Source organism: Acidovorax sp. CF316 (assembly GCF_000276605.1).
GTDB lineage: Bacteria > Pseudomonadota > Gammaproteobacteria > Burkholderiales > Burkholderiaceae_C > Acidovorax.
On the sequence record NZ_AKJX01000011.1, the window covers coordinates 1 to 17,917 of the forward strand.

At 65.1% G+C, this 17,917-nt stretch carries 17 protein-coding genes; 11 read left to right on the forward strand and 6 right to left on the reverse strand.

Annotation, left to right across the window (positions count from 1 at the left end; genetic code table 11):
• The 3 genes from PMI14_RS01255 to PMI14_RS01265 all read left to right on the forward strand — a co-directional run.
• On the forward strand, nucleotides 1-190 hold a 190-nt coding region (locus PMI14_RS01255; protein ID WP_007848411.1), incomplete at its 5' end, for an SURF1 family cytochrome oxidase biogenesis protein.
• Between the two features lie 9 nt (nucleotides 191-199).
• A complete protein-coding gene (locus tag PMI14_RS01260; protein ID WP_007848413.1) occupies nucleotides 200-1,546 on the forward strand; it encodes an ATP-binding protein in 1,347 nt (448 codons plus the stop codon).
• Between the two features lie 114 nt (nucleotides 1,547-1,660).
• Nucleotides 1,661-2,254, forward strand: coding sequence for a response regulator transcription factor (locus tag PMI14_RS01265; protein ID WP_007848414.1), 594 nt, complete (start codon nucleotides 1,661-1,663; stop codon nucleotides 2,252-2,254).
• Nucleotides 2,255-2,281: 27 nt separating this feature from the next.
• On the opposite strand, the gene PMI14_RS01270 is transcribed toward PMI14_RS01265, so the two are convergent.
• Nucleotides 2,282-2,884 carry a hypothetical protein gene (locus tag PMI14_RS01270; RefSeq protein ID WP_007848416.1) on the reverse strand — a complete coding sequence of 201 codons (603 nt, stop codon included), beginning with the start codon at nucleotides 2,882-2,884 and terminating at the stop codon, nucleotides 2,282-2,284.
• A 340-nt stretch (nucleotides 2,885-3,224) separates the two neighbouring features.
• Between PMI14_RS01270 and PMI14_RS34645 the strand changes: the two genes are divergently transcribed.
• Nucleotides 3,225-3,773 (forward strand): hypothetical protein, encoded by a 549-nt coding sequence (locus tag PMI14_RS34645; protein WP_146187964.1) that lies wholly within the window; start codon nucleotides 3,225-3,227, stop codon nucleotides 3,771-3,773.
• A 162-nt stretch (nucleotides 3,774-3,935) separates the two neighbouring features.
• Here the strand turns inward: PMI14_RS34645 and PMI14_RS34650 are convergent, their stop codons facing one another.
• The 3 genes from PMI14_RS34650 to PMI14_RS01280 form a co-directional block, all read right to left on the reverse strand.
• Nucleotides 3,936-4,838: a hypothetical protein gene (locus tag PMI14_RS34650; protein ID WP_146187965.1), complete on the reverse strand. Its 903-nt coding sequence runs from the start codon at nucleotides 4,836-4,838 to the stop codon at nucleotides 3,936-3,938.
• A gap of 385 nt (nucleotides 4,839-5,223) precedes the next feature.
• Nucleotides 5,224-6,258, reverse strand: a complete 1,035-nt coding sequence (locus PMI14_RS01275) for a purine nucleoside permease (protein ID WP_007848419.1) — start codon at nucleotides 6,256-6,258, stop codon at nucleotides 5,224-5,226.
• 107 nt (nucleotides 6,259-6,365) lie between these two features.
• A complete protein-coding gene (locus PMI14_RS01280; RefSeq protein WP_007848420.1) occupies nucleotides 6,366-6,779 on the reverse strand; it encodes an ankyrin repeat domain-containing protein in 414 nt (137 codons plus the stop codon).
• Nucleotides 6,780-6,853: 74 nt separating this feature from the next.
• Between PMI14_RS01280 and PMI14_RS01285 the strand changes: the two genes are divergently transcribed.
• From PMI14_RS01285 to PMI14_RS01305, 5 genes are all read left to right on the forward strand, one after another.
• Nucleotides 6,854-7,882 carry a hypothetical protein gene (locus PMI14_RS01285; RefSeq protein WP_007848423.1) on the forward strand — a complete coding sequence of 343 codons (1,029 nt, stop codon included), beginning with the start codon at nucleotides 6,854-6,856 and terminating at the stop codon, nucleotides 7,880-7,882.
• A gap of 106 nt (nucleotides 7,883-7,988) precedes the next feature.
• The gene (locus tag PMI14_RS33300) at nucleotides 7,989-8,672 is read left to right on the forward strand and encodes a TetR family transcriptional regulator (protein ID WP_007848426.1); all 684 of its coding nucleotides are present in this window, start codon (nucleotides 7,989-7,991) and stop codon (nucleotides 8,670-8,672) included.
• 203 nt (nucleotides 8,673-8,875) lie between these two features.
• Complete coding sequence (locus tag PMI14_RS01295) at nucleotides 8,876-10,753, forward strand: hypothetical protein (protein ID WP_007848429.1); 1,878 nt, start codon at nucleotides 8,876-8,878, stop codon at nucleotides 10,751-10,753.
• 41 nt (nucleotides 10,754-10,794) lie between these two features.
• Complete coding sequence (locus PMI14_RS01300; protein WP_146187966.1) at nucleotides 10,795-12,114, forward strand: hypothetical protein; 1,320 nt, start codon at nucleotides 10,795-10,797, stop codon at nucleotides 12,112-12,114.
• A gap of 94 nt (nucleotides 12,115-12,208) precedes the next feature.
• Entirely contained in the window at nucleotides 12,209-14,314 is a 2,106-nt protein-coding gene (locus PMI14_RS01305) for a UvrD-helicase domain-containing protein (RefSeq protein ID WP_007848433.1), read from the forward strand.
• A 43-nt stretch (nucleotides 14,315-14,357) separates the two neighbouring features.
• Here the strand turns inward: PMI14_RS01305 and PMI14_RS34655 are convergent, their stop codons facing one another.
• Together PMI14_RS34655 and PMI14_RS01315 are read right to left on the reverse strand one after the other, a co-directional pair.
• The gene (locus PMI14_RS34655; RefSeq protein ID WP_007848435.1) at nucleotides 14,358-15,494 is read right to left on the reverse strand and encodes a hypothetical protein; all 1,137 of its coding nucleotides are present in this window, start codon (nucleotides 15,492-15,494) and stop codon (nucleotides 14,358-14,360) included.
• Nucleotides 15,495-15,609: 115 nt separating this feature from the next.
• On the reverse strand, nucleotides 15,610-16,395 hold the full coding sequence (locus PMI14_RS01315; protein WP_007848437.1) for a sulfite exporter TauE/SafE family protein: 786 nt from the start codon (nucleotides 16,393-16,395) through the stop codon (nucleotides 15,610-15,612).
• 203 nt (nucleotides 16,396-16,598) lie between these two features.
• On the opposite strand from PMI14_RS01315, the gene PMI14_RS01320 reads away from it, so the two are divergent.
• Complete coding sequence (locus tag PMI14_RS01320; protein WP_007848440.1) at nucleotides 16,599-17,504, forward strand: LysR substrate-binding domain-containing protein; 906 nt, start codon at nucleotides 16,599-16,601, stop codon at nucleotides 17,502-17,504.
• Nucleotides 17,501-17,905 (forward strand): ester cyclase, encoded by a 405-nt coding sequence (locus PMI14_RS01325; RefSeq protein ID WP_007848443.1) that lies wholly within the window; start codon nucleotides 17,501-17,503, stop codon nucleotides 17,903-17,905. Before PMI14_RS01320 ends, PMI14_RS01325 begins: the two co-directional genes overlap by 4 nt.
• Nucleotides 17,906-17,917: the final 12 nt, after the last annotated feature.

Genomic DNA, 17,917 nt, shown 5'->3' on the forward strand with positions numbered 1-17,917 from the left:
GGAAGTGGCCGGCCCCGCCGCCACCACGGCGGGCACCACCTGGCCGCGCGCCGGGCTCACCACCATCCGCTTTGCCAACAGCCATGCGGTGTATGCCCTCACCTGGTACGGCCTGGCGCTGATGGTGCTGGGCGCGGGCTGGTTCGTGGTGCGTTACGAGCGGCGCCAGGCCTCCCAAGCAGGGCACTAAACTCAAGCCATGCCCCTGCAACGCCTCGCCAAGCGCGCCGAGTTCTTGCGCAACCCGCGCGCTGCCGATGCCGCCGCGGGCATCAAGAACCTGCAGCAGCTCATCCAGCTGCGCTGGATGGCCGTCATCGGCCAGGTCTTCACCATCGAGGTGGCGCACCACAGCCTGCGCCTGACCATCCCCCTGCACCAGATGCTGATGGTGGTGGGCTGCCTGGCCGTGTTCAACGTGGTCAGCCTGCTGCGCCTGCGCACGGGGGTGCAGGTGCGCAATGTGGAGCTGTTTTTGGCGCTGCTGGTGGACGTGGCCGTGCTTACCACCCAGCTGTACTTGAGCGGCGGCACCAGCAACCCCTTTGTCTTTTTGTACCTGCTGCAGATTGCGCTGGGCGCCATCTTGCTGCGCGGGGCCTATATCTGGAGCATGGTGGCCATCAACACCGCGTGCTTTGCCCTGCTGGCCAACTACCACCTGCCGCTGGAGCTGCCGCAGGATTTGCACCAGGGCCTGTCGAGCCTGTACGTCATTGGCCTGCTGGTGTGCTTTGTGCTCAACGCCATTTTGGTGGTGGTGTTCATCACCCGCATCAACCTGAACCTGCGCGAGCGCGACGCCCGCCTGGCCGCCGCGCGCAGGCGCCGGGTGGAAGAAGAGCACATCGTGCGCATGGGCCTGCTCGCATCGGGCGCCGCGCACGAGCTGGGCACGCCCCTTTCGACCCTGGCCGTGATTCTGGGCGACTGGCAGCACGACCAGGAGCTGATGGGCGACGAGCTGCTGCGCGAAGACATCGAAGAAATGCGCACCCAGGTGCAGCGCTGCAAGAGCATCGTGAGCGGCATTCTGCTGTCGGCCGGCGAGGCGCGCGGCGAAGAGTCGGCCCAGACCACCGTGCGCACCTTCGTCGACGCCCTGGCCGACGAGTGGCGCACCACGCGGTCGATACCCGCGTTTTCGTACCGCAACGACTTCGGCGACGACACGCCCATGGTGTCGGACACCACGTTGAAGCAGATGGTTTTCAATGTGCTGGACAATGCACGCGACGCCTCGCCCCAGTGGGTGGAACTGCTCATCACCCGCGACGACAAGGCCGAGGTGCCTGCCCTGTGCATGACCGTCAACGACGCAGGCCCCGGCTTTGCGCCCGGCATGCTGGACCACCTGGGCGAGCCCTACCAGTCCACCAAGCAGCGCCCCGGCAGCGGCCTGGGCCTGTACCTGGTGATGAACGTGGCGCGCACCCTGGGCGGCAGCGTTACGGCCCGCAACCGCGCCCCCGAGGGCGGGGCCGAAGTGAGCATCCGCCTGCCCCTGGCAGCCGTGGCGATGCCGCGCGGCCACCGGCAGGTGTGATGGCCACGGATTTGCGTGCGCTGGATGGATTGGCTGGACAAGCAGACCAACAAGCAGCTTTTGTAGCCAGTCAAAGTTGAATTCGTACTAGTACAAAACACGAGCCCGACCGCCATGGACGAAATCACCACCGCCAGCAGCAGCCTCGCAGCAGACGCATCCCCCAAGGATGCGAAGGAAAAGCGCCAGCTGCTCATCGTGGAAGACGACGAGGCCTTTGCCCGCACCCTGGCCCGCTCGTTCGAGCGCCGCGGCTACCGCGTGCTCCAGGCCGCCAGCCTGCCCGAGGTCGAGGCATTGCTCACCCAGCACACCCCCGGCTACGCCGTGGTCGATTTGAAGCTCAAGGGCGACGCATCGGGCCTGGCCTGCGTACAAAAGCTGCACGCCGCCAGCGAAGCCATGCTCATCGTCGTGCTCACCGGCTTCGCCAGCATCGCCACCGCGGTGGAGGCCGTGAAGCTGGGCGCCTGCCACTACCTGGCCAAGCCGTCGAACACCGACGACATCGAGGCAGCGTTTGGCTTGAAAGCCGGCGACACCGAGGTGGACGTGACCAACCGCTCCAGCTCGCTCAAGACGCTGGAGTGGGAGCGGATTCACGAAGTGCTGGCGGAGACGGGGTTCAATATCTCGGAGACGGCGCGGCGGTTGGGGATGCACCGCCGCACCCTGGCGCGCAAGTTGGAGAAGCAGCAGGTCAGCTGAGGCAACGGCAGCCTCGGCCACCCCCGGTCACAGCGCGCGCCCGTCCAGAAACACCGTGCCGAGCCGCCCCCGGTGCACAGGCACCGCCATGGTCTGCGGCCACTTGGCGGGCGGGTGCTGGATCCGAAGCTGTACAACCGTGCCCTGGGCCTGGCCGGCCACCGGGCATTGAAGGCGGGCGTCCACCATCAGGCTGGTCTTGTTTACCAGGCGGTTGGACAGCACCGTGCACTGCACGCTGCCCAGGGCCTGCGCGCCGAGGTGGCGTTCCAGGTAGGTCAGTGCACCCCAGGCACCACCGCCGAGCGCGCCCACGCAGACCAGCGACAGCACCAGGTAATACACCGCAGGGTACTTCGACATCCACCCTGCGATCAGCGCATGCATGCCCCAGGCCTCACCCAGGGACCGCGCCTGCGCCAGATCGCGCTCCATCTCGGCCCGCCCCAGCGATCCGCCTACGAATGCGAGACCGAGGCCCAGGATGAATGCTGCGGCCAGGACCACATCGAGAAACCGCGGGCCCAGCTGCAGGGTGGGCTGGTAGTCCTCTTGCACCAGCCCCAGCCCGGCCAGACCCAGGCCTGCAAAGAACACGAGGGCGATCAATAGCTTGAGGAGATTCTTCATCTGGTGCTGTGCTGTGATGGACCGTGGCGATGCAATGCATGGGAGTTTCATCGGATCGTGTTCTGTGGGCGCGCCACTTGACGACGTGCTATTTGAAACTACTGTATCCAAATATCAAGCAAGGATCCGCCCACGTTACAACAAAGCGATGCTTGGGTAGCGTTGCATAAGCGAAGCGCCAACCGAGACGGTCGCCCATACATTGACGCGGCCAACTACCTCAGAGGATGTTTACAGGTGACAGATCATCACCAGCCCAATTATCTAGTCATTCAAAAATTGACATTTTCCACCACATAAAATACAACCAACCACCATCACCAAACTCCAAAGCACAAAAATGAAATCAGCAATATTTCTTGAATGGTTTAGATATGCAGTAGATCGCGTCGGCCCAGGATACTGGGGGCACGTAGAAAGAGTCTACTGCTACGAGCTTTATCACTACATAAGAGTAGCAATGCATCATCACGAAAGGACTCAAGGAAAAGTAGAAGATATATTTTTACATAGCGAGTTAGTAAAAACTGTGCTGTCAGAAAATGATGCCCAAAGATATGATGTATGGCCGCTTGGCGCAAGAAGAATGCCTGATTTTCTTTTCCACACACCAGACAACTTCAACAATCAAATAGCGGCAATTGAAGTAAAAACAGCGTACCTATCACAAGATAAGTTTATTGAAGATTTGGAAAAATTAACAGAGCTTTACAGAAATTATAAGTATCAACTCGCAATATTTCACTGCACCAACACCAGCATTGACAGAATCAGACACTTACTAAAAGACATCTCTACAGACCACATTGAAGAGAATATAAAGATTGAGTGCAAAGAGAAATTCAACGAGCCCATGATATCCATGAATTTCAAAGACTTAAAAACTTAAGAAGCACCGCCCATCAACTCAACTAAGCGACTTCCGGCGGCAAGCAAGTAGGACCACGAGGCTTGCCCTTCACACGTCACCCGCAAATTATTCAATGCAGAATTTTTCAAAAACCCCGAATACATCTTCTTATTCACCCCAAGCTCATGACCCATCCGTCAACTATTTTGAAATAGGTAATTTTTCTAAATTACCGAATTTTCCCTTAAATATTTTATACAGAAAATAAATAACAATCAACACGAAAACAAACATAATAGGCCAAACTATGGGATTGCCAAAATACGGATCATGAGAAACCACAACAAACACCAGCGACTCCGAAAAGGCAGCAGAAAGCAAAACCAACAGAGTTCTAACAAGCTGAAGCTTGAATGACGAAACTGGGTTTTTTAGCGTCCCGTCCAGCAAAGAGAGAACCAACAATGTAGCGACAGCAAATAATGCCAAGAACGCATAGAGCACACCCCCACTCAACTCCACCGAAAAATAAGAAAGCAATCCAAGATCAGACCGGGAAAACGCAGCAAGAGAAGCGTAGTTAACGATTTTAGCATCTGAAATTTTTCCATCAATTTGAAAACTATTCAGTGATTTTTTATCCAAAAAATCATCTTTATATACGATTGCCATGCATGCTGTGTCAGAGACATTGAAAAGAGAATTTTCAGCAACCCAATGACTCCCACTTCTCTCCCATGTCAAACGATTCTGAATCGCCGCTCCGTTGATAGTTAACCAACTTGGACATGATAGGATTGCCACTATCTTTCGATCCCTCTCCTTAACCGTCAACGGCTCCACAAAGTCAGCAGAGCGTACAGATTTAAACCCTTTATTCTTTATAAGAACATACTCTATCGTGCCAATCTCAGATGGATCTTTTGCACCTGCCGGAGTAATCTGAATTATTGCTCCGGGCACGTGCTGCCGAGGAGAAGATAGTCCAACGCTCACCACACCAAGCTCCCCTGGCTGAGCAAAAAGGTATGTTAACAACAAAGCAATAATTCCAGAAATACCGGCAATACCTTGCCAGTTAGAACTTTGCAGTATTTTTTTCAACAAAATATCGCCCCTCAATCGAACCGATAATTTACCCCATAGCCGACTACCACAGCCACTCCTTGCAGACTAGCGCTTATACATCCTATCGCCGTACAAGTCCAATTAAATTGCGCAGAGTAACTGATGGACTGCTTTCTCACTCAGTGGCATGGCTAATACCTGCCCGAGAAATCAACAGCCACCTAGAAGGCTCCTTAAAATCAATCCAGCAAGAGGAGAAAGCTTGAAAAAGCCTTCCGTTCATATGCGTTTGGTTGCCGTTGCGCACTTCGCGGAGAAGTCCATCCCAATGCTGTGCCTTCACTGAGTGAGGTGGGGCTGGAGAGGTCTTTCCAATTTAAGCGCAGTCCAATATCGGAAGGTTTGGCAAAGCCAATTTGGCCTATCGTGCCGGCACCCCACCCTGCCACTGCCCCCAATTCCGCACGATATGGTCCACTACCCGCGTGCCCACCAGCGCCACGTTCTCTACCGTCTCCGCAAAGCCCCCGGCCGTTTCGCCCGGTGCCGGGTCCAGATGCTGCAGCGTGGTTTCATTCGGATTGCCCTGGTCAAAATTGACCGCGCCGCGCAGGCTCATCAGGCGGTCGGTACCGTGGGTGCGCTTGACCACCAGGGCAATGGCGGCGGCTTCCATTTCGGTGATCACATAGTCATCCGCCCCGTAGAGCTTGGCTATGTACTGGGCCTGGCGGGACATGCCGGGGCCGTGGAAGAAGGTGTCGCCGGTCATGTGGGTGCCGCTGGTGACGGCGGGGCTGCGGCGGGCCGCTGTGTCAGGGTAGCGCAGGCGATAAGTGCGGGCGCTGTCGGAATCCTTGAGGGGCACGTCCACCGTGAGGTTCATGACCCAGTCCACCAGCAGCGGGTTGAGCTGAAAGCGGCGGTATTCCTCATAGCCCTTGCGCGGCATGAAGGTGGGGGCGCCGGGGGTGTTCTCTTCAGGCGCCCAGCGGTGGCCCAGGTCGTAGTCCACCAGCCAGGTGCCCCAGCTCACATCGGCAATGGTGCCGCGCTGCGGCGGCGTGCCGGCCACACCGGAGATCACGTAGTACGCCTGCGCAAAATCAAACTTGGGGTTGAGCAGAATGGCCTGCATAGACGACGACGAATTGACCTTGCCCATGCCCAGCACGGCGCCGCACACGCCGTCGGCGTTGCAGTACACGGGGCCCAGGGCGCCGGGCACGATGATGGGGGTGGCGTCTTTCCAATACCGCTCGTACCAGTGCTGGAACTCGCCCGCGCGGTCGCCGGTGTTCTTGCCGATCTCGAACATGGCGGCGACAAAAACCTTGACGCGGATGGGCGTGGTGCTGGTAGCGGAAGGTGCCGTGGAACAGCCGGCAATGGACAGCGCAGCCAGGGCCAGCAAAAGCCAGCGCGCGGGACGGAAAGAGGCGTTGTTGAAAAGCATGGAAGACACCTTGGCAAGGGAAAGGAAAGTGGCTGTGCCTTGTGGGCGGCACATGCCAACGGCACCGCAAGAAATGCGCCATTGTGCGCCCCGAATTCAGCGGTGGATCAGCGCGGCCAGTAGCGCTGGACGAGGGCGGCAATCGATTTACCGTCGTCGTCCTTTCGGCGCTCGGCACGCATGCGCGCGGTGTTGCCCATCCACCCCGTGATGTCGGGATCTGCGCCGTGCTGGAGCAGCAGTTCCACCATCTCGGGGTAGTCGCGCTGAACCGCCAACGAGAGCGGTGTCTCGCCAATCGTGGCCTCGTCGTGCGCGTTGACGTTGGCGCCCTGCTGGATCAACCATTGCGCTACCCGGTAGTGCTCGCCCTCCACGGCGTAGTGCAGCGGGGTGCGGCCCAGGTCATTGAATGCATCGAGCGCGAGGTTGCCTGCGGCCAGCAATCGACGCAGTTCTTCCTGGTCGCCATCGGCCGCCGCGCGGTGCAGGCGCTCTTTCTCGAACCAGTCGTCATCCATGGGCATGGCCCCGAGGGTAACCCGCCAGCGCAACCATGGGCTCGCCAGTCAATCCAACGGCACAATCCGGCTCCATGCCCCATCTGCGCCACATGCTCGCCAGCGGCCTTGCCTTGCTTCTTGCCCAGCTGCCGGCAGGCGCCGCGTGGGCCGAAGAGGACGTGTGTGCCCCCAGCCCTGAAGAGGCCGCGGTGCGCTTCGTCCAGTGGAGTGGTGGCACAGACGCACGGCGCACTGCCGAGCTGATCCAGCCGCGCAGCCTTGCGCCGTTCAAGCAGCGGTTGGCGCAGTTGATGGATGCCCGGTACTCACCCGATTCCGAGGCGTTCCGGGAGCGGCTGCTGGGGCCGGGCTGGACGGCGCAGCGCATGGCTGCCGCAACCGACAAGGAGCTGGTGGGCCAGTTCCTGGCGGGCGGCCAGGCCCTGCGCAGGGATTGGAAGATCTCCAACGTGCGGGCCATCGACAGCCAGCGGGGGCTGCTCGATGCCCGGGAGGTCACGGTGTCTTACCAGGTGGACAGCGCCAGCCTTGGCAGCAGCACGCAGAAGCGCACGTTCACCGCGTACCCATCGGGCAAGTGCTGGCTGGTTCAGATGCCGATCGAGTCGCGGGCGCGGCTGGACGAGATCGCCCAGACCTTGAAGGCATCGCGGCCGCAGGTGGACATCGCCCGCGCAGGCCCGGCGCGGGCCGACTGGCAGCTGGCGCCGGCCAGCTACACCGAAAGGCCGGGGATGAAGGAACTGGCACGCCGTGGCGCAGCCGGTGCTTCTTCTTCCGCATGGGTGGACACGGCGGCAGCGCTGCTTACCGAAAAGGACCTGGTGGGCGCCCGGGCTGCGTGGGACTGCGAAGCTTCGTTCGCGGGCCCCGAGGACCCGGCCATCTGGCTCACCCTGTCGGCCGATGGGTCGAACACCCTGACCGAATGGACCCGGGCGCACCACGGCGCCATCCTGGCCATGGTCGTCAGCGGGCAGGTCGCCGTGATCGCCCGGGTGGGCGGGGTGCTGGGAACGAAGCTGCAGATGTGCCTGCCGGGCGCCAGCCTGGAGCAAGCGCAGACGCTGGCGAACGACCTGATGGGAACGCGCAGGTAGTAGCACACCTGGGTAACGCCCGGGAATGGGCCTGCAAAACATCAGCGCTACCCATTGAGGGCAAGCCCTAATGCACATGAATTAATTCAAGTACATTATTCACCCAATGACGCCTGCTATTGCCTCGCCCGCCGACGACCTATCGTCGCCGACCCCCTCCCCCGCCGACCCGCAAGCCACCCGCACCCGCCTGATCGAAGAGGCCATGCACCTCATGGCGCGGGAGGGGATGAATGCCGTGTCGCTGCGGCGCATCGTGATCGCGGCGGGGGCGCAGAACCCTTCGGCGCTGCACTACCACTTTGGTGGGCGCGATGAGTTGATCGAAGCGATCACCAACTTCCTGCAGCAGTGGCTGGAGCCGCGGGCCTGTGCGCGGCTGGAGGCGCTGGCCAGCCAGCCGGGCTACACCGTGCGCGATGTGGTGGAAGCCGCCTTTGGCCCCGTGATCGCCATGCTGGGCGAGCCCGCGCTGGGGCGCGATGCCGTCAACTTCATCGGGCGGCTGGGGTGGGACTATGGCGAGAAGGGCCAGGTGATCTCTGCCGCCCTGCACCGCCGCACGCTGGAGCTGACGCTGGCACGGCTGCAGGCGCTGATGCCCGGCGTGGGGCGCGAGACGATCCAGTTTCGGCTGCTGCTGACCATGAACGCCGTGTACTACGGCATCTCGTACCGCAGCTACATGCGGCGCTCGCCGTTCGGGGCCATGGAGCTGTCCATGCCTGGCAACGAAGCGCGCGAACAAGAAGAGTTTTTGGCTTATCTGGTGGCTGGGTTGAGCAGTTAATAAAGCCTCCCTGGCGTCGTTGTTCTGTCTTGCCGTACCTGCAGTACTGTCTGCGACAGAAGCGCCTAGCCAGAGAGGCTTTCTTAACCGCTTTGAACCACCTGTGATGAACCGCGCGTGTGCGTTGCCTGGGCAACGCACCTGCAGCGCCAGCTTGCGCCCATTTTTTATCCACCACTTCCCACACCATCAAGGAGACAAGCATGCAAAAGAACAAAAGAGATATCGGCAACCACCATACCGGCGCGCCCCTGCGCCGTACGCTGCTCAGCCTGACCCTGGCCGCTGCGCTCACGGCCTGCGGCGGTGGCGGGCAGGCGCTGGTGGATGGCGGCACCACCACCACGGGCGATTTCACCATCAGCACGCACGAGCTGGCCAGCCGCGCCAAGGCGGCGCGCACACCGGGCACGGCAGGCGTGGCGGTGGCGGCGGGCAGCAAGCTGGCCACGCAGTTCGGCGCGGCGGGGCCCGACCTGAACCGGGTGCGCTACACGCGCTACGGGCTGGCGGCCAACGCGGGCAAGCCGGTGGATGCGGTGCTGGTGGCGATGCCTGGCACGCTGGCCGCGTCGCACAGCTACCTCATCCTGGCCGAGAACCTGGTGCGCCGCATGTGGGCCGACCACCAGGCGGTGGTGGAGGTGTGGGGGGTGGACCGCCGCTCCGTGGCGCTGCAGGACATGGAGGGCCTGCAGATCGCAGAGCGCGAGCGCGATGCGGCGCTGGGCCTGAATTTTTTGTACGGCGGCGAGCTGGGCCTGCCGCTGCCGGCAAAGCTCACACGGCGCGCGGTGTTCCATGAAAGCCGCGAGATCCCCTTCCTCGCGGACTGGACGCCGCAGGTGCATTCGCTGGACCTGGATGCGGTGGTGACCGCGGCGCACACGGTGGCGCGCGATGGCAATGTCTTCTTGGGTGGGCATTCGGCAGGCACGGGCTTTGTGGCGCGCTATGCGGCCACGGACTTCAACCTCACGGGCAGCGGGCCGGCGCAGCCGGGCTACACCAAGCTCAAGGGGCTGGTGCTGTTCGAGGGGCCGGGCGGCGCACTGGCAACGAGCGCGCCCACGGCGGCGCAGCTCGATGCGGTGGTGCGCGCGGCCGATGGCGGGCTGTATGCGGCCGTGGCCTCGGGGGCAGAGCCGGGCTTTGTGTCACGCCCGGGCCTTACGCCGCGCGTGAGCGCATCGACCGAGATCGCGGGCATGCAGATGGCCTTCGAGGGCACGATCAACGGCACGCAGGCGCTGCTGCAGGCGGACCAGGGGGGCGTGGCGGGCAACAACGTCTACAACCGCGTGGCGGACTTCACCAAGCGCGATTTCCCGGTCACGGCGGGCGCGGCCATCGGCACCTTCATGGACGATGACAACCTGCAGCGCACGGTGTTCTATTCGGTGTCCATGGGCGCCCTGGGCCCGGCGCGGGCCGACGGCCTGCGCACTTGGCTGGACAACACCGACCCGCTGCCTGCAACGGCGTACCGCGACTTCGGGCCGCAGCCGGCCACGCTGGTGGCCAACCCGCCCGCCTGGGGCAAGGAGGTGGAGCCCACCAACCTCAAGCGCCTGTCGCGTGCGCTGTACCTGGGCAACACCACCTACAGCGACTGGTACTACCCCAGCTCGGGCCTGCTGCTCGCCAATGCCGAGGGCAGCGGCGGCGCCAACCTGGGGCTGGATACCAGCGCCCTGTCGCTGCCCGCCAGCCAGGGCGGGCGCGGCCGCGCCGACATCGTGAACCAGACACAGGCGCGAAAGATCGACATCCCCGTCATCGCGTTTGGCGGCACCAACGGGCTCACGCCGGTGGCCGGGATCTGGCGCGGCTTTGCCGAGGCCATTGCGCCCTGCGCCGCACCCAGCTGCAAGGCCGGCATGGCGCGCACACCCGCCGGCCAGCCCACGCTGGTGGCCAACCGCCAGTACGGCGGGGTGGAGGGCGGCTTCGAGGTGCACATGAGCGAGGGCTACTCGCACGTGGACATCGTCACGGCCGACGACGATGCGACGAACAACGTGATCCGGCCGCTGGCGGCATTCCTGCAGCGCAACGCGAGCGCGGGGGCCGGCAAGTGATGCGGTGCCTGCTCCTGTCACTGGCGCTGGGTGGCGCCACTATGGCCCATGCCGCAGACCCTGCCCCGCTGAACTGCCTGGGCCCCGTGCAGCACGAATCGCCTGCACCCGGCTCGGCCGAGTGGAAGCAGCGCGATGCCGACAACATGGCCTGCGCACGCCAGCGCATCGACGATTTTGCTAGCCAGCCCGCCGCGCTGTTCACACCCGGCAAGACACCCGCGCTCGACGCCTACCGCAACCCGGCCAGCCATGCCAACACGCGCTTTCGGTACACCGAGGCGAGCACGCCATCTTCCGCATCGGGCAAGCCGATTGCGGTGGAGATCTACCGGCCCTGCGCCGCAGGCACCTGCACCGGCATGCCGGAAGGCCTCAAGACCTTCGAGGCGCCCTACCCTGCAGTGGTGATCGTGCACGGGGGCTACAGCTCCAAGCGGCTGCACCGCTCGGCCGCGCAGGTGCTGGCCGAGGCGGGCTACATGACCATCGCATTGGAGACCACGGCCCCCATGGGCACGCACGGGCCCGATGCGCAGAGCGTGGTGGACTGGGTGTTTGCCACGCCCAAGGCGTCGCTGGCGGGAGATGCCAAAGCATTCTTCCCGCACTGGGAGCAGCTCGACACGCGCATGGTGGGCATTGCCGGCCACTCACAGGGCGGCAGCACGGCCAGCCTGATCGGCCAGGCGGACAAGCGCATGCGCGCCATCGTGGCCTGGGACAACCTCACGGCGCTGAAGACCGGCTGGGTGGACAAGATCGGCATGGACCCGCCGGCCGACCTGGCCTTGCGCACGCCGGCGCTGGGCATTGGGGCGGACTATTACTTCAAGGTGGTGCCGACCACCGAAGCGCCCGAGCCCGCCAAGGCCAACACCCAGGGCGGCCGGGGGCGCGGTGCCGAGCCCCACCCCAAGGACCCGGGCTACCAGGAGCTCAAGGGCGCGGGGGTGGACACCATGCTGGTCATGCTGCGCGCAGGCACGCACCTGGACTTCTCGCTCTTCGGCGGGCCGGCCAGCCGCTATGGCGAGAGTGTCATCAACTACTACACCCTGGCCTGGTTCGACCGCTACCTGAAGGGCGCGCACGACCCGGCGCTGGCGGCCGATGCGTTCCGGCGCCTCACGGCGCAAACGTTTGACGATTCGGCCGACCGGCACAACATCAGCCAGGGGCTGTACGACAAGGCCGCCGCGGGCGATTCGGTCCTGAAGGGCAACCGGCCCTACCTGGTGGGCGGCACGCCGGTGCGTGACCGGCTGTCGTTCTACTTCACGTCGCGCTGCGCGATCACCAAGCCGGGCAGCACGGTGCGGGTGGGGTCGGAGGACATGCGGGCTGCGGGCTGCCGGTGACCGGTGCGGCGGGCCCGCAGCGCTGCAGGGGCTTGTGGCGCAAGGGCTTGCCGCCAGTCAGGGACAATGGCACCCCGCCCCGCTCACCGACTCCATGCCCGCTCCACGCTCTCCCGCCTCCGCCTCGTCTGCCGCACGCAGCTGGGCCCACACCCGGATCACGGCCACCGCCGAGCAGCGGCGCGTGCTGGACTCCACGGCGCCGGCCATCATCATCAGCGCGCTGGCGGGCACGGGCAAGACGACCACGCTGTGCATGAAGGCCTGCAACCTGCTGGCCAGCCTGCAGGGCCAGCGCGAAGCGGCAGCGCCACCGCGCATCCTGGTGCTGGCGTATTCGCGCGCCGGGGTCACGGCGATACGCGACCGCATGCTGCAGCTGCATGGCGCCGTGCCGCGCAGCATGGAGGTGCTGACCATGGAGCAGCTGTGCGAGGCCGTGCTCAAGGAACAGGGCGACCCGGTGGAGCGGCTCGACGACCCGGTGCGCCGGCGCTTTCTGATCCTGCAGGCGCAGCAGGCCCTGCGGCTGGAGCTGGAACGCAATGATGGCAGTGGTGGCAGTGGCGGCGAGGGCATCGACGACGCCCTGCTGGGGCAGAACGTGGACATCGATGCCTTCCTGGCCTTCGAGGCGCTGGCCAAGAAGCGGCTGCTGGAGCGCGAGGTGGAGGATTCGGGCCTGGACCTGCGCGCGTTTTGCGAAGACCGCGACCTGGACTACGGCCTGTGCCGCCTGTACGGGCAGTACGAGCGCATGCGCGTGGGCATGAACCACGAGCCGCGCTTTTACGCCGAGGGCGACTGCACCTTCGAGCTGTGCCGCCAGCTGGGTGGGCTGGACTGGGACCAGCCCTTCGAGTGGCTGCAGGGGCGCTACAGCGCCGTGCTGTTCGATGAGCTGCACGACCTGGACGAGGGTGCGCTGACGGTGCTGCGCAAGCTGGTGCAGGGCGGCAATGGCTTCTTCGTGGGCGCGGGGGATTTCAACCAGCACATCCACGAGGGCTCGTTCTCGGTGTTCGGCGGCAGCATGCAGCGCGTGCGCGAGTGCCTGCCGGCCGACACGCAGGTGCTGAGCATCAACACCACGCGCCGCTTCGGTGCCGATATCTGCGCGGCGCTGAACCCGCTGTTCGGCGTGGAGTTTGCGCCGGTGGCCGGCAGCTCGGACGCGTTTGCCCACCTGACCTACGACAGCGACGAGCACTGCGCCGCGCAGCTGGTGGAGCTGCATGGGCAGATCGTCAACGGCTGGGGCGCGCTGCAGCAAGCCAAGGGCGACCAGGGCGCACAGCACCACAGTGCGCTGAACGTGGTGCTGCGCAACCCGCAGGACAGCATATTGCTCGAATGGGTGTTCGGCCACGAGGGCGTGCACTACGGCTGCCAGGGCATGAGCCCCTTCTACCTGCGCCGCGAGGTGGCGCTGGCGCTGGCGCTGATGTGGGCGCTGCAGGGTGATGACGGCAACGAGCGCTACCTGACCCCGGGCATCGTGGGCGCCGCCGTGGAGGGCCTGCTGCACTATGGCCGGCGCACGGCGCGCAGCGGCGCGGCGGACGTGGACCTGCTGGCCCAGGGCCAGTTCGACAACGCGGGCTGGACCGACCTGCCCGGCGCCGACGAGGGCAGCAAGCTGGCTGCCACGCTGCACAGCGGTGCCACGCGCATGCGCCGCTACATCGCGCACGGCACGCTGAACCCGAATGCGCCCGAGCTCAAGGACGCCTGCGCCGAGATCATGGCCCTGCCCGCTGCGGCGCGGGCTGCCGTGCTGGCCGATGCCGGCGCGTTCTGCCAGCACCCGCTGGTGCGGCGCATCTTTGCCGATGCGCCCATCAACGGCACGGAGCGCAGCGCCTGCATGGCCAGCCTGGACAGCTTGGCCCGCCTGGCGCACGGCCTGCCCGTGGCGGAGCTGCTGGGCCGCCTCACCTTGCTGGTGACGACGAGCATTGCCATGCACAACGGGCCTGAGCCCATCAGCCTGCGCCTGTTGAGCGTGGACGCCTGCAAGGGCCGCGAGTTCACCTTTGTGGCCGTGCCCTTCGTGGAGCGCGGGCGCTTCCCGGGCCCCGCATCGCACCAGGAGGCCTACCGCGAGCGCAACATGCTCTACGTGGCCACCACGCGCGCGCGGGCCGCGCTGTGGGTGCTGGAGAGTGCGGCCAAGCCGGTGTGGCCGGGGCCGGTGTAGGGCGGCTACCCGCCGGCCCTTGCGCCGTGAAGCTCGCCTGCGGTTATTCCACCCGCTGGATGATCAGGCCTATGCCACCGTTGGCATAGATGGTGGCGGGATCATTGTTGGGGTTGTAGTACTCCACCGAAATGGCGTCGCCAGCCTGCAGCGGTGCAATGACCTCCCCGAACATCCGTGCCCCGGATTGGTCGGAGCCGTCCCTGCTGGACTGTTCCCTCGTCCCGTTGACGGTGATATAGGTCTGGACACCGGCAAAGCTGGAATTGACTTTCACGTCGTATTTGATGCGGTACTTTCCGGCCGAAGACACCGTGAACGTGGTGCCACCGCCACCGCTGACGATTCCGCTGCTTGCGGAGGTCTGCGACATCGACAGAAGGTTGTTGATGGTGGTGATGGAAATGGCCGTCCCGTTGGCATAGGAGCCATAGGCAGGCGCGACCCCAGGCCCGGCGGGCCCCGTGGCGCCTGCGACACCGGCAGGACCCGCCGGCCCCGTGCCTCCTGCAGCGCCCGCAGGCCCGGCCGGACCCACGCCGCCCGCAGCACCCGCAGCACCTGCTGGCCCTGCACCCCCAACGGCGCCGGCGGCACCCGCGGGCCCGACAGCTCCTGCCGGTCCGGCGGGCCCCACACCACCCGCTGCCCCAGCGGGGCCGGCGGGGCCTGCAACACCCTGTGGTCCCGCGGGGCCCGCAGGCCCTGCGCCGCCTCCGCCTCCCGATCCGTCCGCGCCTGCTGCACCGGTGTCGCCCTTGGGCCCAGGCACCGGCCGCCCGAAGGCCGTATCGACCAGCGTGGTTACCGTGAATACGCTGGCACTTCCGGGCACCGCCACCAGGGTTGCGTCGTAGTAGTGCACGGTGCCATCGGTCTCGAGCAGGGCCAGGGCCGGGAGCATGAGGCTGGAGTCAGATCCCTTGAAGCTGCCGGGAATGCTGGGCCTGTCCTCGCCGGTCAAGGGCCGGGCGGTGGTGATGGTCAGCCGCGTGCCCACGCGCAGGCGCTCGCCGGGCAGCGCCGTCTTGAACGCCACCGCATACGCGCCGGCACCAGGAATGTTGATGATTGGCGCCGACAGCAACCCCTCACTGATCGAGTAGACGGCAGAGGCAGACGCCAGCGATGCGCAAGCGCCAAGGGCCAGGGCCAGAACGGTCTGCCGGCTGAGTTTCACGAGAAAGGCGTTGATGGTGTGCTCCCAAGAAAAGAAACAGTATGGAATGCATACTTACTTTCGAGAAGCAATGAATGGCGCGCTGCCGTTGCGAGGCCGGCGCGCCACACAGCCATCACTGCGACGTGAAGCCGTGCCAAGCCAGGGCATCCGCCACCATGTAGATCCCCAGCGCGAGCAGCCCCACCATCAGGCAGCGCCGGAACCACACGGCCGACAGGCGCTGGCGGATGCGGGTGCCCAGGGCCATGCCCAGCAGCGCGGGCAGCAGCATCCAGGCCGAGAGCACGAGGGCAGCGGCGGGGTAGCTGGCATTGAGCGCCAGGCCGCCGGCCAGCGCGATGGTGGACACGGTGAAGCAGATGCCCATGGCCTGCACCAGCGCATCGCGCTGCAGCGCCAGGGCTTGAAGGTAAGGCACCGCGGGCACCACGAAGACACCGGTGGCGGCCGTGACCCAGCCGGTGGCAAAGCCGACCACGGGGGACAACCAGCGCTCGGCCCGGGGCGGCACCGACAGGCGCGCACCCACCAGGCCCCAGCAGCCATAGGCGATGAGCGCCCCGCCCAGCAGCGCGCGCGACCAGGCACCGGCTGGCGCACCCAGCACCCAGGCCCCGAGCCAGGTGCCCGCGCAGATGCCCAGCTGCATGCCGCCCAGGCGGCGCAGCAGCGGCAACACGCTGGCCCAGGGGCGCAGTTGCCAGACATTGGTGATGAGCGAGGGCACGACCAGCAGGGCCGCGGCCTCGGCCGGCGCCATGAGCATGGCCAGCAGCGCCATGGAGACGGTGGGCAGCCCCAGGCCGACGATGCCCTTCACCCCCCCGGCCATCAGAAAGACAGCACCGGCCCCCGCGAGCCAGGCCCAGGAGTGGGCGCCGAACAGGCCGGTCACCATGGCTGCCGACCCAGCTTGCAGGCCTGGCACATGGGACGATTTTGAAATTGTGCTGAACTCATCGTGGGTGCTCCGTGCGGTACCTGCCAGGCATGGCAGGTGGACGGATGCCATTCTTGGCAAGGCGGGCCCTGCTGGAAATGCGGAATGCGGTGCACCCAGCCTCAGGCTGGGCCGAAGGCTGTTGTGGTACGTTGTGGCCCATGCGCTTTGACCTGACCGATCTGCGGCTGTTTTTGAACGTGCACGAGGCCGGCACCATCACCGGCGGTGCCGAGCGCAGCCACATGGCGCTGGCCTCGGCCAGCGAGCGCATCCGTGGCATGGAGGATGCGCTGGGCGTGCCCCTGCTGCTGCGCGCGCAGCGCGGTGTGGAGCCAACGCCCGCGGGCCACACCCTGCTGCACCATGCGCGGCTGGTGCTGCAGCAGATGGAGCAGTTGCGCGGCGACCTGGGCGAGTACGGCGCGGGCCTGGCGGGCCATGTGCGCGTGCTGTGCAACAGCTCGGCGCTGAGCGAATACCTGCCGCAGGCGATAGCGGGTTTTCTGGCGCGGCACCCGCGCATTTCGGTGGACGTGGAGGAGCGCTCCAGCCAGGAGGTGGCCGATGCGGTGCGCGCAGGCCTGTGCGACATGGGCCTGGTGTCCGACGCGGTGGACCTCGAAGGCCTGGCCACCCAGGTGCTGCGGCCCGACCCGCTGGTGCTGGTGGTACCGCAGGGCCACGAGCTGGCCGCGCGCCGCAGCGTGGCGCTGGCCGAGGTGGCGCACCTGGACTTCATCGGCCTGGCCGAAGGCAGCGCGCTGCAGGCCCTGGTGGTGCGCCACGCCCAGCGCCAGGGGCAACGGCTGCGCTACCGGGTGCGGCTGCGCCAGTTCGAGGCCGTGTGCCAGCTGGTCGGCCTGGGGGTGGGCGTGGGCATACTGCCCCGCGCGGCGGCGGTGCGCCATGCCCGCGCGCAGCATGTGAAGGCCGTGCGCCTGACCGATGCCTGGGCGAATCGGCAACTGGTGCTGTGCCTGCGCGACCTGAATGCCCTGCCCCAGCATGCCCAGCAACTGGTACAACACCTGACCTTGCAAGAAACACCACCTGCCGCACCATGACGACGAATGCCACCGACCTGGAAGGCGTGTACCGCGCCTACATCGCCTGCCTGAACGCACAGCGCTGGGACGAGCTGCAGCACTACGTGCATGCCGAGGCGTCGCACAACGCACGCCACCTGGGCGTGGCGGGCTACCGCGCCATGCTGGAGCAGGACTACCGCGACATCCCCGATCTGCAGTTCCACATCGCCCAGCTGGTGGCCGATGCCGGACCGCTGCAGGGGAATGTGGCGGCGCGGCTGCAGTTCGACTGCACGCCGGCGGGCGAGTTTCTGGGCCTGCGGGTGAACGGGCAGCGCGTGCAGTTCACCGAGAACGTGTTCTATACCTTCCGCGATGGCAAGATCGCCGAGGTGTGGTCGGTGATCGACAAGGCGGCGATCGAATCGCAGCTTTGATTCTTGGCCAGC

Excerpts from the sequence above, each read along its gene's own strand:
- PMI14_RS01260 (WP_007848413.1), top strand. The coding sequence starts at position 200 with ATGCCCCTGCAACGCCTCGCCAAGCGCGCCGAGTTCTTGCGCAACCCG.
- PMI14_RS01265 (WP_007848414.1), top strand. The coding sequence starts at position 1,661 with ATGGACGAAATCACCACCGCCAGCAGCAGCCTCGCAGCAGACGCATCC.
- PMI14_RS01270 (WP_007848416.1), bottom strand. The coding sequence starts at position 2,884 with ATGAAGAATCTCCTCAAGCTATTGATCGCCCTCGTGTTCTTTGCAGGC.
- PMI14_RS34645 (WP_146187964.1), top strand. The coding sequence starts at position 3,225 with ATGAAATCAGCAATATTTCTTGAATGGTTTAGATATGCAGTAGATCGC.
- PMI14_RS01275 (WP_007848419.1), bottom strand. The coding sequence starts at position 6,258 with ATGCTTTTCAACAACGCCTCTTTCCGTCCCGCGCGCTGGCTTTTGCTG.
- PMI14_RS01280 (WP_007848420.1), bottom strand. The coding sequence starts at position 6,779 with ATGGATGACGACTGGTTCGAGAAAGAGCGCCTGCACCGCGCGGCGGCC.
- PMI14_RS01285 (WP_007848423.1), top strand. The coding sequence starts at position 6,854 with ATGCCCCATCTGCGCCACATGCTCGCCAGCGGCCTTGCCTTGCTTCTT.
- PMI14_RS33300 (WP_007848426.1), top strand. The coding sequence starts at position 7,989 with ATGACGCCTGCTATTGCCTCGCCCGCCGACGACCTATCGTCGCCGACC.
- PMI14_RS01295 (WP_007848429.1), top strand. The coding sequence starts at position 8,876 with ATGCAAAAGAACAAAAGAGATATCGGCAACCACCATACCGGCGCGCCC.
- PMI14_RS01300 (WP_146187966.1), top strand. The coding sequence starts at position 10,795 with ATGGCCCATGCCGCAGACCCTGCCCCGCTGAACTGCCTGGGCCCCGTG.
- PMI14_RS01305 (WP_007848433.1), top strand. The coding sequence starts at position 12,209 with ATGCCCGCTCCACGCTCTCCCGCCTCCGCCTCGTCTGCCGCACGCAGC.
- PMI14_RS01315 (WP_007848437.1), bottom strand. The coding sequence starts at position 16,395 with ATGGTGACCGGCCTGTTCGGCGCCCACTCCTGGGCCTGGCTCGCGGGG.
- PMI14_RS01320 (WP_007848440.1), top strand. The coding sequence starts at position 16,599 with ATGCGCTTTGACCTGACCGATCTGCGGCTGTTTTTGAACGTGCACGAG.
- PMI14_RS01325 (WP_007848443.1), top strand. The coding sequence starts at position 17,501 with ATGACGACGAATGCCACCGACCTGGAAGGCGTGTACCGCGCCTACATC.